Source organism: Mesorhizobium sp. LjRoot246 (assembly GCF_964254115.1).
Classification (GTDB): Bacteria; Pseudomonadota; Alphaproteobacteria; order Rhizobiales; family Rhizobiaceae; genus Mesorhizobium.
On sequence record NZ_CAXUSN020000001.1, the window covers coordinates 2,536,944 to 2,550,588 of the forward strand.

Consider the following 13,645-nt stretch of genomic DNA (forward strand, 5'->3'; position numbering starts at 1 on the left):
GCCTGGTTCTGCCTGTCTTGTGGAGGTGAGTTTGGTGAAATGGCTTCCCCCACTCCGTCGCTGCTTCGCAGCGCCACCTCTCCCCCCTCCGGAGGGAGAGGAAAGGTGCCAAGGCCGTCCTGCTACTTCCAGTTCTTGCGTCTTTCGAGCTCGGCGTCGGACGGCTCCCCCGTGACAAACGAGCCAACCTTGATCTCTCCTGATCGTTCGTAGGTCGCCATGATGACGCCGGTGCTGGTTGTCTGCGACTTGATAAGCTTGAAGGCGGCTGGCATCGCACCATCGCCGAACAGCCGTTTGCCCTTGCCCAGCAACAGCGGGAAGATCATCAACCGGATCTCGTCGATCAGCCCGTTGGCGAGCAGGGTCTGGATCAGATTGCCAGAGCCCTGGATGAGCAGGTCAGGTCCATCCTCTTGCTTGAGGCGGTGCAACGCCGCGACGATATCCGGTCCAAGCGCTTGCGTGTTCTGCCAGGTGAGGGTGTCAGGCCGATGCGTCGCCACATATTTGGTCGCAGGGTTGAAGGCGTCCGCGATCGGATCTTTCTGATACGGCCAGTACGCGGCGAAGATGTCGTAGGTTCTGCGGCCAAGCAGCAGGTCGAAGGGTTTGGAGAACAGTTCATCCATTGCCACGCCCGCCACCTCGTCAAAATAATGGAAGGTCCAGCCGCCGAACTTGAAGCCGCCGACCGGGTCCTCTTCTGGACCGCCGGGCGCCTGCATGACGCCATCGAGGCTGACGAATGTCGCAGCAATGATCTTTCTCATTCCAATCTCCCGTTTTTCGATCCACGCCGTCGTGGCCGGACTTCAGCCCAAGGACGGGCGACGAGCCACCGGTCCGACAGGACATAGGAAATTTGGGCAAACCACCGTCATTTGCGAGGCCCGGTGTGGAGATTTTCCGACGAGAACCAGATATCGCCTGATATAGCGGTGGCGGTGTCGTCCGGCGCCCTGTCCTGCGCCAGCCAGATCGAGCGGCTGCGCGCGGCCTGCTCGCGCGTCGGGATCTTCGCCGCTGGGTCCGCGAGCGAGGCGCCGACACAGGGAATGAACCACGATCGCATGAACGGATCGCAGGCGAAGCCTTTTTCGGTGCGGATCACCATCACCGCCAGCGGGACGCGCTCGGCCGGGCGCCATGGGAAGATCATACGGCCGCCTGGCCGCAGCGCCTTCAGCCATCCGGCCGGCGGCGCCACGACGCCGGCATTGACGTAGATGATGTCGGACGGCGGCAGGGGCGTCGTTACGGCATCGCCATGGACGACCGTTGCATTGCCAAAGGCTTCGAGATTTTTCCGCGCCAGACCGGCCAGCTTTTCGTCGAGTTCGAAAGCGGTGACGGTGCCGCCTGGTGAAACCAGCCTGGCCAGCACGGCGGTGTAGTAGCCGGTACCGGCGCCGATATGAGTGACGGCCTCACCAGGTTTAGGCGCAAGCTTTCCGATCCACATGGCATGCAGAAAGGGCTCGCCATTGTTGATGCCCTTGTCGTCGTCGAGCGTCACCAGCACGTTCTGGTAGATGTGCGCCGGATCGGCGCTCGGTGTCGTGACCTTGCCGTTGCCGGCGATGACCGTCCACGGTCCGGGACCGAGAAACGCTTCGCGCGGCACCTCGGCGAAAACCGCCTCCAGGCGTGGATCGGGCGAGCCGGCATTGGCGGCCAGCAGCCGCGCGTAAAAGTTCCTGATGTCTTCGATCCGGGTCATGGTGCCGGAGAACATAGCGCGGATGACCGTCTTGTCGCGAGACTACCCTCCGCAGAGGGTAGCTGATTTCCCGGCGAGGCGGAGCTCAGCCGACCCCGAACATGGTGTCGTAGAGCAGCTTGAAGTTGAGCCCCAGGATGATCGCGGCGACCACCCAGGCAAGGGCTGCGACGCCGCGCGGAATGGCGAGGTTGCCCATCTTCTTCTTGTCGGAGACGAACTGCACCAGCGGCACGACCGCGAAGGGCAGCTGCATCGACAGGATCACCTGGCTGAACACCAGCAGTTGACCAGTGCCCTTTTCACCATAGAGCGCGGTGACGACCACCACCGGGATGATGGCGAGGCCGCGCGTCAGCAGGCGTCGTGCCCAGTTGGGGATGCGCAGGCGCAGGAAGCCTTCCATGACGATCTGGCCGGCCAGCGTCGCCGTCACCGTCGAGTTCAGGCCGGAAGCCAGCAGCGCTACCGCAAACAGGATCGAGGCGATGCTCAAGCCCAGAAGCGGCGACAATAGCTCGAAGGCCTGGCCGATCTCGGCGACATCCTGGTGGCCGGTGTTGTGGAAGGCCACCGCCGATACGATGAGGATCGAGGCGTTGACGAACAGCGCCAGCATCAGGGCGATGGTCGAGTCCGTCGTCGCCCATTTGATGGCGTCGCGCTTGCCCTTGTCGGTGCGTTCGTAGGCGCGGGTCTGCACGATCGAGGAGTGCAGATAGAGATTGTGCGGCATGACGGTGGCGCCGATGATGCCGATGGCGATGTAGAGCATCGCCGGATTGGTGACGATATCCGACGACGGCACGAACATGGCATGCAGGATCGAGCCGGCCGGTGGGGCGGCGACGAAGATCTGGATGGCAAAGCAGCTGAAGATGACGATCAAAAGCGCGATGACGAAGGCTTCGAGATAGCGGAAGCCCTTGTTCATCAGGAGCAGCACGAGGAAGGCGTCGAGTGCGGTCAGCATGGCGCCGCCGATCAGCGGAATGCCGAACAACAGCTGCAGGGCAATCGCGGTGCCGATGACCTCGGCCAGGTCACAAGCGATGATGGCCAGCTCGCAGGCGATCCACAAAAGGAAATTGACCGGACGCGGATAATAGGCGCGGCAGGCCTGGGCGAGGTCGCGGCCGGTGGCGATGCCGAGCCGGGCTGCCAGCGCCTGCAGCAGGATCGCCATCAGGTTGGACAGCATGATGATGAACAACAGCGTGTAGCCGAACTGCGCGCCGCCGGCGAGGTCGGTCGCCCAGTTGCCGGGATCCATATAGCCGACCGAGACCATGTAGCCGGGGCCTATGAAGGCGAACAGGCGACGGAACCAGACGCCCGAACTCGGCACGGCGATGGAGGAATTGACTTCGCGCAGGCTGGGCTGTTCGTCCTCGTCGGGCTTGGCGAACCGCCATGAGGAACGGAGGGCTGTGGCTTCGGCTTCGGACATGAGGGGCTTTCCGCAAAACTGGGCGATGTTGTCTTAAGCTATGCCATGGCTCAACATTATGCAATATGCTATATTTCATTGTCGGTGCTTTTTGTCGGGCGGTGGTCCGCGTGCGAAAGGCGCAATCGGAAACGCCGGTTGCGCCTGCGGCTGAATGCAAATAAACGGCCTGAAGAATCAGCGCCCGTGCTATGAAAGCATGGACGGTAATAGCCTCGGGAGGAGCGCGTATTGGCGCTGAAGAACAGACCAGTCCCGCGCGAGCCGCTGCCTGACGCCAACGTCCATTCGGAGGGCTTCCGGCAGACGCGCGAAGCGCGCCGCAGCGCGCTGGTCGAGGATTATGTCGAGTTGATCGCCGATCTGATCGAGGACGGCAACGAGGCGCGCCAGGTCGACATCGCAGCAAGGCTTGGCGTCGCCCAGCCGACGGTGGCCAAGATGCTGACCAGGCTGTGCGCCGACGGCCTGGTGTCGAGGAAGCCCTATCGCGGCGTGTTCCTGACCGATGCTGGCCGCAAGGTCGCGCAGGAAAGCCGCATCCGCCACCAGACGGTGGAAGCCTTTTTGCGCTCGCTCGGCGTCAGTGCGGAGACAGCGCGCATCGATGCCGAGGGCATCGAGCACCATGTCAGCGCCGAAACGCTGGAAGCGTTCCGCAAGGCGATGACGGCGCGCTGAGCTTCCCGCCCGGATTTCCCCAGCCTCCTGGAACCCTAGCACGCCAGGCACGTTGCTTCTGACACCCGCGCAAGTCGCGCGGCAAGGGAGGAAGCGATGGGCGTTGAACAGGCACCGACCGCAAAGGGCAAGCAGGCGGCCAAGGGATTGAAGCAGGCGGCGGCGAGGGATGAGCGCAAGACCGAGGCCGAAACCGGCCATCCCCTGAAAAAGGGTGAGGCCCGTTTCGAGGAACGTTCGAAAAGTTCCGACGGCAAGAGCGCCGGCGCCAAGCAGAAAGATTAGACGTCTCCCAGGCTGACGTCAGTTGCTTTGGGCAAATGCCGTTTGCCGAGACGTGGTGGCGGCGCTTTCAACAAACCGTTCTCTCACTCGCGGACATCCTGAACCCAGCTGCGCGGGTGGCCGTCGACGCGGAACTGGAAGATGAAATAGGGCGGAATGCAGGTGCCCTTGCCGGCTTTCGCTTGCGCCAGATCGTCGTAGCCGGCGGTGCAGATATAGTCCTCGCGGCAGGGATGCGTCTTGTCGCAGGCGCGCAGGCCGGCGGTCTTGGTGAACTCCCTGGTGCAGAATTTGTGGTCCTTGCCCGAGGCGATGCAGTCGTTGAAGCCGGTCTTGGCGAGACGCCCGCATGTCGCCTCGTCGGGTAGCTTGTCGCAGCTTGCCTTGCGCAGCATGCCGCCGGGAAAGCCGCCGGTCTTCTGCTGTGGATTGTCATAGCGCTGGCGCGCGGCGCCATAGCCGGCGAGCTTGACGGGCGGCTTCTTGTCCCTTGCCGGGTCGATGGCGCAAGCCTTGGCGGTGGTTGGCGAAAGGCGGCAATACTGGTCGCTGCCCCAGTTCGACATTTTGATCTCGCCGAACTCGACGGGGTCGCCGACCGTCGTGCCGGCCTCGCTCACGCAGGTGCCAAAGCCCGGATGGATGGCGCTTTGATGGACGCCGGCGCAGCGCAGGCCGGTGCCGCAGCTCCACTCCTTGAAACTTGCATCCTCGCCGCGATAGCAGATCGAGCCCCAGCCATTGTAGAGGTCGGTGCCTTTCAACGCCTCGGCATATTTGGCGTCCGGTCGGGCGGCGAAGCCGCGCGTAAAGTCCGGGTGGCCGCCGGCGGCGAATTGCTCGACGATGGCGCGGCGGCGCGGCAGGTCGGCGAAGAACACGGCCGAACCCGGCACGAAGACGGCGTTGCGGCGCGGCTCGCTGGCCGGATCGGCGCCGGTGTAGTGGAAACCGGCAATGCCATGCGTCTGGTGGCAGCCGGTGCAGCTCATCTCGTTGAGCCGCAAGTCGAAGCCGGCCACCGACTTGATGGTGGCGAGCGTGTTGCCTTTGGCGACATAGTCCTTCAGCGCCTTGTCGATGTCGGCATCGTTGACCAGCCCGTAGGCGATGTTGTTCTGCGACCGGCTGAGCCCGCCCGGTGCGACGGAGACGGCGCTCTTGGCCAGGAACTTTTCGTCGATGACCAGCCGTCCATGGTCGAGATCGTAGATGTTGCGGTCGGTGAGCAGCCATTTGGCGAAGGCCGGTTTGTCGGCCAGCACGGTTGCTCGGTCGATCTGGTTCTCCATCTTCGCTTCATAGAAGCTCGAACTGGCCGGATCCCATTTGAAGATTTTCAGGAGGTATTCGGCATGACCGCCGAAATCGCGCCGCGTCGAGGCCGACAGGCGCAGCACCTGCATGTTGAGTTCGAGCCGCATGATCTGCGAAGCGTTCAGCATGGCGCCGGACAACGGCCCTTCGTCGGAGCGAAGCCAGGCTGCTAACTGTTCGGGTGGCAGGTCCTGTTTCCCGGCAGCCAGCCAGCGCTGGGCAACATCGGCGCAGGACACATCGGTGGTATCAGGCAAATCCTTCGAGGCGCGGGCCTGCGCCTGCCTGGGCTTGGCGTTGAACACCAGGCTCATGGTCAGCGGCAGGCGCGAGGAAATGCGCTGGCCCGCCTTTCCCTGAGCCGGCTTTTCCGCCACCGAATAGTGGAAGCGGTAGATCAGCCGGATCTCGCCGCATTCGGTGTGGCCGAGATAGCCGCGATCCATGCGGTTGACGACGCCCGTCAGGTCGAGCGTCGAGCCGTCATCGTCGATGTATTTCGGATTGAATTTCTGGCTGGTGTCCTTTGACTTCGCCATATCAGCGACATAGGGATCCGGACTGGTCCTCGGCTCGTCGGCGATCTGCTGTTTAACCGTGTCGCGCACCGTGGCCAAAGCCGGCACCGAAAACAGGCCGCGATTGTCGACCTCGCGGGTGAGGCCGAGCGCTGGACCCAGCAGGCGGCTGATCGACAGGCCGCCGCGCTCCAGCGCCAGCAAGGTGGCGGGATCGGTGACGGCGACACTGGAATCGAGCGTGACGGCGCCGGCGGCCCGCAAGCCCAGGCAGCTCAATGCCAGCACACACAGCATTCGGCCGATCGTCCGCAAGCGCCCCTCGCTTTCCAGAGAACTGGACACTAACGGTCTTCCATAGTCTCGGCCATGGGGACCATTGCAACATCCAGCCGTGCGCCGCGACGAAGTTGAGAAAGCCGGCCCAATGGCGAGCGCCTGACGGATATGGCGTTGCAGTCGCAGGCCAATTCGTATCGCCCTGAAGCCGCTGAAAAATGCTGTGACTTGGGGCAACCGTTGGGATAATTGTTTGTCGCCCCGCAATAACGGGGAAGTTGCAGCGCGAGGGAGTTGCCATGCTCTGGAAAGGCCGTCGTCAGAGTGACAATATCGAGGACGACCGCAGCGACAGCGGCGGTGGCGGACTCGGCGGCGGCGGTGGCCAGTTCCGCCTTCCGATCGGCGGCCGCACCGGTGGCGGCGGCAGCATCTTCCTGGTCATCCTGGTGGTGCTGGCCGGATGGTATTTCGGCTTCGATCCTTCGACGATCCTGGGTGGCGGCGACGGCGGCCTGCTGCCGGGCGGCGGTGGCCAAATCACCGACAACAGCGGCCAGGACGGCGGCACCGCCCCCGCCAATGACGAGATGAAGCAGTTCGTGGCGACCGTGCTGGCCGAGACCGAGGACACCTGGACCGGCATCTTCAAGTCGCAGGGGCTGACCTACGAGGATCCCAAGCTGGTGCTGTTTTCCGGCCAGGTCCGTTCGGCCTGCGGCTTTGCTTCCGCGGCGGCCGGACCGTTCTATTGTCCCGGCGACCACAAGGTCTATCTCGACATGACCTTCTTCCAGCAGCTCGACCAGCAGTTCGGTGCTTCGGGCGAATTCGCCCGCGCCTATGTGATCGCGCATGAGATCGGCCACCACGTGCAGAACCTGACCGGCATCATGTCCAAGTTCAATCAGATGCGGCAAAGCATGGGCGAAGTCGAAGCCAACCAGATGTCGGTGCGCATCGAGCTCCAGGCCGACTGCTTCGCCGGCGTGTGGGCGCATTACACCGGGCAGAAGGGTATATTGGAGCAGGGCGACATTGAAAGCGCGCTGAACGCCGCCAAGCAGATCGGCGACGACACGCTGCAGAAGAAGATGCAGGGCTATGTCGTGCCGGAAAGCTTCAACCACGGCACCTCGCAGCAGCGGCAGACCTGGCTGGCACGTGGCTACAAGAGCGGCAAGCTTTCGGATTGCAACACGCTGAGCGGCCCGATTTGATAGCCGCTTCCGGGCGCTGACCTGACGGCGAAGACGCCGTCAGGGGATGTCAGGATGAATAGATCCGGCCTGTTCCCTCATTGTTCCTTGTTGCGGCCTCGCCTATAAGGTGCGTCCGCCTGCGCCCCAGGGCGAGCAGAGGAGCTTGACCCATCATGATCGACCCCAAAACCGCCAGACGGGGCCTCGCGCTCGTCTTCACCACGCTGCTGCTCGACATTATCGGTTTCGGCATGATCATGCCGGTGCTGCCGGCCTATCTCCGGGAATTGACCGGGGTCAGCATCAGCGGAGCGGCGATTGAAGGCGGCTGGCTGTTCTTCGTCTATGCGGCGATGCAGTTCTTCTTCGCGCCGATCATGGGCGGCTTGAGCGACCGGTTCGGACGCCGGCCGATCCTGCTCGCCTCGGTGCTGACCTTTTCCATCGACAATCTGATCTGCGCCGTCGCCTGGTCTTATCCCATGCTGTTCATCGGGCGCGTGCTGGCCGGCATTTCGGGCGCCAGCTATTCGACGACTTCAGCCTTCATCGCCGACATTTCGAACGATGAGAACCGGGCGAAGAATTTCGGCCTGCTCGGTATCGCCTTCGGTGTGGGCTTCGTCATCGGACCGGTTCTGGGCGGGCTGCTCGGCACGTTCGGGCCGCGCGTGCCGTTCTATTTCGCTGCCGGGCTTGCCTTCGTGAACTTCCTCATCGCGCTGTTTTTCTTGCCGGAAACGCTCGATGACAAGCATCGTCGCCGCTTCGAGTGGAAACGCGCCAACCCGGTCGGGACGCTCCTCCAGATGCGCCAATACAAGGGCATCGGCTGGATCGGGCTCGCTTTCTTCCTGATGACGCTCGGCCACATGATGTATCCGGCGGTCTGGTCGTTCGTCTCCAACTACCGCTACGGCTGGAGCGAGCAGCAGATCGGCTTCTCGCTCGGCGCCTTCGGCCTGTGCGGCGCGATCGTCATGGCGACGGTGCTGCCGCGCGTGATCCCCAGGCTTGGCGAATGGAAGACGGCGGTGATCGGCCTCGCGTTCACCGCGCTCAGCGCCTTCGGCTACGCCTTCGCGTCGCAAGGCTGGATGATCTATGCGGTGATCGTCGTCGGCTGTCTGGAAGCGCTGGCCGATCCGCCGCTGAGGAGCCTCGCCGCCGCCAAGGTGCCGCCTTCGGCGCAGGGCGAACTGCAGGGCGCGATGACCTCGATCTTCTCGATCACATCGATCGTTACGCCGCTGCTCTATACGGCGATCTTTTCCTGGTTCACCGGGCCAAGCGCACCCGTGACTTTCGGCGGCGCGCCCTATCTGGTTGGTGCGTGCTTCCTCACGCTGGCGCTCATTGTTTTCGTCACCAAAGTGGCGAGACCCGTGGCGCGCACAAACGTCGCCGCCGGCATCGCCGGGGAGAAGATGCCCGCAGGCAGATGAGGGGCGGCGCAAACGGATCGCGTCAAGCCCGCTCGGCAAGCAACTCCTCGCCGCGCTTTTCGCGGATCAAATTGACGAAGCGGCGGAACAGGTAGTGCGAATCCTGCGGGCCGGGCGAAGCCTCCGGGTGATGCTGGACCGAGAACACCGGCCGGCCGGTGAGCGTGATGCCGCAGTTCGAACCGTCGAACAGCGAGACGTGGGTTTCCTCGACGCCTGATGGCAGCGAGTCGGCATCGACGGCAAAGCCGTGGTTCATCGAGACGATCTCGACCTTGCCGGTGGTGTGGTCCTTGACCGGGTGGTTGGCGCCGTGATGGCCTTGGTGCATCTTGGCGGTCTTGCCGCCCAGCGCCAGCGCCAGCATCTGGTGGCCGAGACAGATGCCGAACACCGGGATGTCGGTCTTCAGCAGATCCTGGATGACTGGCACGGCATAGTCGCCGGTGGCTTCCGGATCGCCGGGGCCGTTGGACAGGAAGATGCCGTCCGGCTGCATGGCGAGGATTTCTTCGGCGCCGGTCTTGGCCGGCACCACGGTGACCTTGGCGCCGAGGCCGGTGAGCAGGCGCAAGATGTTGCGCTTGACGCCATAATCGATGGCGACGACATGCATTGTCGGCTCAGCCTGTTCGCCAAAGCCTTCGTTCCACACCCAAGGTGTCTCGCGCCAGACCGAGGACTGGCCCGATGTGACGTCCTTTGCAAGATCGAGCCCGATCAGGCCCGACCATGCGGCGGCGCGGCGCTTCAGATCGTCGAGGTCGAACACGCCGTCGGGCGCATGCGCGATGACGGCGTTGGGCATGCCCTTTTCGCGGATCAGCGCGGTCAGCGCGCGGGTGTCGATGCCCGACAGGGCGACGATGCCACGCTTCTTCAGCCACTGGTCGAGGCCGGTGCCGGCGCGGTAGTTGGACGGGTTGGTGACATCGGCCTTGAACACGGCGCCGACGGCGCCGGCGCGGGCAACCGGGTTGAGATCCTCGATGTCCTCGTCATTGGTGCCGATGTTGCCGATATGCGGGAAGGTGAAGGTGACGATCTGACCGGCATAGGACGGATCGGTGAGGATCTCCTGGTAGCCGGTGAGTGCCGTGTTGAAACAGACTTCGGCGACCGCGGAGCCGGTGGCGCCCAGGCCGCGACCTTCGATGACGGTGCCGTCTGCCAGCACCAGAAGGGCGGTCGGCTTTTCGGTGGCCCAAGCGGGGGTCAAGGCGGGCGTCATCTCGGTCATGCGGCACTCCTATCAGGCCGCGCGCTGCAACCGGCCCGGCGGGCCATCTGCGCGGCAAACGGCGCGAAGCGGCGATTTCGCGGCTTCCACGCAGTCAAACTTCCGTTCATGCAAGGCCCAGTACATAGGGGAAGGGGGCAGGGCGGTCAATGATCATGCGAAATGCCGCCATGTTTTATTTCACCTAGCAAAATCAGTGGCTTGCCCTGGCATATCAGGGTTTGCCTTGGCTCGCCCCCGGCGCTATTGTCCGCGCCGATCGAAGGAGAATGCACCATGCGCGGCAAAATCGCCGAATCCCTGAAGAGCGCGATGAAGGCGCAGGACAAGCACCGGCTGCCGACATTGCGGCTGATCCAGGCCGCCATTCACGACCGCGACATCGCCAATCGCGGTTCGGGCAAGGAGCCGGCCAGCGACGAGGAGATCCTGCAGATCCTGGCCAAGATGGTGAAGCAGCGCGAAGAATCGGCCAAAGCCTTCGACGACGGCAAACGGCCGGAACTGGCCGCGCAGGAGCGCGGCGAGATGGAGATCATCCGCACCTTCCTGCCGACGCAGCTTGACGATGCCGCCATAGATGCTGCGGCGCGCGAGGCGATCGCGGCGACGGGAGCGGCCAGCCAGAAGGACATGGGCAAGGTGATCGCCGCGCTGAAGCAGAAATATGCCGGCCAGATGGATTTCGGCAAGGCCAGCGGCATCGTCAAGGGCCTGCTGCAGTAGGGCTTCTCTTGCCGGGAAAAGTATGACCGAGACCTCCGCAGGCAGGGTTAGAATCCAGTATTCCACACCACACGTGGAAGCAATAAAGGCACTGCTTCAGAGCTGTTACGATTTGCCTGCGGCGGTGATGCGAGATCGACTTTTCAGCATCAGATGGCAGTCAACGGCAAGGCAGCCAGCACTTTGTCCAAGGTGATGGGAAATTCTCGCACCCCGCACCCCGGTTGCGTTGTAGACGGCGTTGGCGACGGCAGCTCCCGCACCGCAGACGCCGAGATAGACGTTTGAGACGTTCCGCCTTCGTCGGTCAGGACGACCAGATGATGAGGGGCTGTCCAGCGAAGTTCCGCCTCCCGGCACACCCACCGCCGATTGTCGAAAACGATCGAGGATCCTGCCCATGACGCGGTTTGAAGGGGCTCCGATCTCTCCTCCCGGCTCCGAATCCGTCCGTCACCGAGCAGCGGTTTGAATGACATTGCGGCATCTCGCTGGTTCATTGACGAAGCCGCGCCCGGCTCCATCTTGAGCAGTGTGTGCTGTCCACCCCCGTCGCTGCGCATGTGGGGCAAGCATCGGGTCTTGATAACCGCACGGCGTTCAAGAATTCGTGAGATCAGCCAAAATCCGCCGGATCGCACTTTTCGCTGGCAGGTCAGTCGGGGACGCCCTTGGCGGATCTTGTTGGTTCGAGCGCGCGGCGCAATGCGGGCGCCTCCTGCTGGATATGATCCCACAGCCGGTTCGCGATCGGCCCGTGCGGCCGGTCGCGACGGCGCGCCACCACCAGTTCGTCGGTGCGGCCCGGGAGATGACGGCCGGCAATGGATTGCAGGCGCCCGGCATGCAGTTCTTCCTCGATCAGGAAGCGGGGCAGGTGACCCCAGCCGAGCCCTTGCAGGATGATTTCCTTCTTCATGCCCTGGTCGGCCACCAAGCATTGGGGCGCGCCTTCGACGACGAAGTAATCCTGCCGTGGCGAATGGCGGGCGGTGTCGCGCATGACGCATTGGGTGAGTGCGTGCATTCGATCCAGGGTGATCGGCTGCTTGATACGCTCGGGCAGAAAGCCCGGCGCCACCACGGGAATGAAGGGTACCTTGCACAGATCGACCCATTCCACCCGCGCATCGCCCTTGTCGACCCAGTGCAGGATCAGATCGGCTTCGTCGTCGAAAAGACGCTCCCACGGGCCGCCGACCGCTTCGAAATGCAGATGCAGGCGCGTGCCGGGACACTGGGCGAAGAACCGACCGAGCATACCCAGCACCTGCGGGCGCGGGCACAGGTCGCCGATCACCACATGGATCTCGCTTTCCTCGCCCATCGCCAACTGGGCGGCATGGACGCGCAAGCCGTCCAGTTCGCGCAGCAACGATAGCGCCCGGCGATGGAATGACAGCCCGGCCTCGGTCGGACGCACGCGATAGCCGCTGCGATCCAAAAGGATGAGGCCGAGCTGCCGCTCCAGCTTGGCGACGGCGGCGAACACCGCCGGGTGCGAGCGATACAGCACGGCCGCCGCGGGCTGAAAGCCGCCGGTGCGAACCACCGCATCGAAGCATTGCAGATCGTGCAGGGTGAAATCGGCCATGTCAGTTTTGATTACAGAGATTGTCCTATCTTTGTAATATCAACAAAATCTTTCCACCGCTAGGCTCTGTCTCGTTCAACGTTCCAGAAGGAATCTTCATCATGAATGAGCTGAATTTCGTCACAACAGGCGACGGCACGCGCATCGCCTACCGCTTCGACGGCGATGCGAGCAAGCCGGTGCTGGTGCTGTCGAACTCCATCGGTACCACGCTGCATATGTGGGACCGGCAGGTCGGCGAGCTGTCCAGGCATTTCCGTGTCCTGCGCTACGATTTCCGCGGCCATGGCGGGTCGAGCGTTCCGGTAGGCGCCTATTCGCTGGACCGGCTTGGCCGCGACGTCATCGAGCTGCTCGATGCGCTCGACCTGCAACGCGTGCATTTCCTTGGCTTGTCGCTGGGTGGCTTCGTCGGGCAGTGGCTCGGCATTCACGCGCCCGAGCGGATCGACCGTCTGATCCTGAGCAACACCTCGTCCCACCTCTCGCCGGCAAGCTATTTCGACGAGCGGATTGCCGCCGTGCGGCAGGCGCCGGACATGTCGGAAACCGCCGAGACGTTCCTGAGCAACTGGTTCCCCGCCTCTATGGTTGCGGCCAACGAGCCCGTGGTCGAAGAATTTCGCGCCATGCTGCTTGCCATCGACCGGCAGGGCCTGGCGGGTCTGTTCGCGGCGGTTCGCGATGCGGACCTTCGCCGCACCGTGGCGCTGATCCCACGGCCGACGCTGGTGATCGCCGGCCAGCACGACACGGTGACGGCAGCCAGCCACGGCGAGCTGATCGCCGCGACGGTGCCCGGCGCGAAGCTGGTTGTCCTGCCCTCGGTTCACCTGTCGAACATCGAGTATCCGGCAGAGTTCATCCAGGCTGTGATCGATTTCTGCGCCGAGCCGAGTGCCGCGACGGCAAAGGCGTCCGGCGCCAATCCGGCGGTAGCCGAGCGTTCAAAGGACGCCATGGTTCACAAGAGCGGGCGGCAGCCGGAGCCTGCGTGAGCGCGGGTCGCGACTAAGCAGCGCCAGATCATGCCGCCAACCGTTTGCGGGGCTGACGCCCGACAAGGGCGCCAGCCTCGGCACCCGCTGCCGGGGGAGCCGTCAGATTCATTGCCGTCGCTATTTGACTTGATCGATCGAAAGAACCTCAGGTCCGCCAAAAGCATGGATGCGGACTGCTTTCATG

12 protein-coding genes and 1 pseudogene are annotated in these 13,645 nt (G+C 63.6%); 6 read left to right on the top strand and 7 right to left on the bottom strand.

What is annotated here, in order from left to right:
* Positions 1–122 precede the first annotated feature (122 nt).
* From ACSQ3L_RS12265 to ACSQ3L_RS12275, 3 genes are all read right to left on the bottom strand, one after another.
* Positions 123–773: a dihydrofolate reductase family protein gene (locus tag ACSQ3L_RS12265; RefSeq protein WP_436160180.1), complete on the bottom strand. Its 651-nt coding sequence runs from the start codon at positions 771–773 to the stop codon at positions 123–125.
* A 107-nt stretch (positions 774–880) separates the two neighbouring features.
* A complete protein-coding gene (locus ACSQ3L_RS12270) occupies positions 881–1,723 on the bottom strand; it encodes a protein-L-isoaspartate O-methyltransferase family protein (protein WP_436160181.1) in 843 nt (280 codons plus the stop codon).
* 85 nt (positions 1,724–1,808) lie between these two features.
* Positions 1,809–3,173, bottom strand: a complete 1,365-nt coding sequence (locus ACSQ3L_RS12275) for an Nramp family divalent metal transporter (RefSeq protein WP_436160182.1) — start codon at positions 3,171–3,173, stop codon at positions 1,809–1,811.
* Between the two features lie 231 nt (positions 3,174–3,404).
* On the opposite strand from ACSQ3L_RS12275, the gene mntR reads away from it, so the two are divergent.
* Both mntR and ACSQ3L_RS12285 read left to right on the top strand, forming a co-directional pair.
* Positions 3,405–3,854, top strand: a complete 450-nt coding sequence (gene mntR, locus ACSQ3L_RS12280) for a manganese-binding transcriptional regulator MntR (RefSeq protein ID WP_436160183.1) — start codon at positions 3,405–3,407, stop codon at positions 3,852–3,854.
* A gap of 96 nt (positions 3,855–3,950) precedes the next feature.
* Positions 3,951–4,139, top strand: a complete 189-nt coding sequence (locus ACSQ3L_RS12285) for a hypothetical protein (RefSeq protein WP_436160184.1) — start codon at positions 3,951–3,953, stop codon at positions 4,137–4,139.
* Positions 4,140–4,222: 83 nt separating this feature from the next.
* Here the strand turns inward: ACSQ3L_RS12285 and ACSQ3L_RS12290 are convergent, their stop codons facing one another.
* Positions 4,223–6,319, bottom strand: a complete 2,097-nt coding sequence (locus ACSQ3L_RS12290) for a hypothetical protein (protein ID WP_436160185.1) — start codon at positions 6,317–6,319, stop codon at positions 4,223–4,225.
* 233 nt (positions 6,320–6,552) lie between these two features.
* Here ACSQ3L_RS12290 and ypfJ point away from each other — a divergent pair, with 233 nt between their 5' ends.
* Entirely contained in the window at positions 6,553–7,473 is a 921-nt protein-coding gene (gene ypfJ, locus ACSQ3L_RS12295) for a KPN_02809 family neutral zinc metallopeptidase (RefSeq protein WP_436160186.1), read from the top strand.
* 155 nt (positions 7,474–7,628) lie between these two features.
* The gene (locus ACSQ3L_RS12300; protein WP_436160187.1) at positions 7,629–8,900 is read left to right on the top strand and encodes a TCR/Tet family MFS transporter; all 1,272 of its coding nucleotides are present in this window, start codon (positions 7,629–7,631) and stop codon (positions 8,898–8,900) included.
* A gap of 22 nt (positions 8,901–8,922) precedes the next feature.
* On the opposite strand, the gene carA is transcribed toward ACSQ3L_RS12300, so the two are convergent.
* Positions 8,923–10,140, bottom strand: a complete 1,218-nt coding sequence (carA, locus tag ACSQ3L_RS12305) for a glutamine-hydrolyzing carbamoyl-phosphate synthase small subunit (protein ID WP_436160188.1) — start codon at positions 10,138–10,140, stop codon at positions 8,923–8,925.
* A 276-nt stretch (positions 10,141–10,416) separates the two neighbouring features.
* Between carA and ACSQ3L_RS12310 the strand changes: the two genes are divergently transcribed.
* Entirely contained in the window at positions 10,417–10,866 is a 450-nt protein-coding gene (locus ACSQ3L_RS12310) for a GatB/YqeY domain-containing protein (RefSeq protein WP_436160189.1), read from the top strand.
* A gap of 275 nt (positions 10,867–11,141) precedes the next feature.
* Here ACSQ3L_RS12310 and ACSQ3L_RS12315 read toward each other — a convergent pair.
* Both ACSQ3L_RS12315 and ACSQ3L_RS12320 read right to left on the bottom strand, forming a co-directional pair.
* Positions 11,142–11,345 (bottom strand): annotated as a pseudogene (locus tag ACSQ3L_RS12315) (AraC family transcriptional regulator); the annotation flags it as partial.
* Between the two features lie 176 nt (positions 11,346–11,521).
* Positions 11,522–12,460 carry a LysR family transcriptional regulator gene (locus ACSQ3L_RS12320; RefSeq protein WP_436160190.1) on the bottom strand — a complete coding sequence of 313 codons (939 nt, stop codon included), beginning with the start codon at positions 12,458–12,460 and terminating at the stop codon, positions 11,522–11,524.
* Between the two features lie 101 nt (positions 12,461–12,561).
* Here ACSQ3L_RS12320 and ACSQ3L_RS12325 point away from each other — a divergent pair, with 101 nt between their 5' ends.
* Positions 12,562–13,458, top strand: a complete 897-nt coding sequence (locus ACSQ3L_RS12325) for an alpha/beta fold hydrolase (protein ID WP_436160191.1) — start codon at positions 12,562–12,564, stop codon at positions 13,456–13,458.
* Positions 13,459–13,645: the final 187 nt, after the last annotated feature.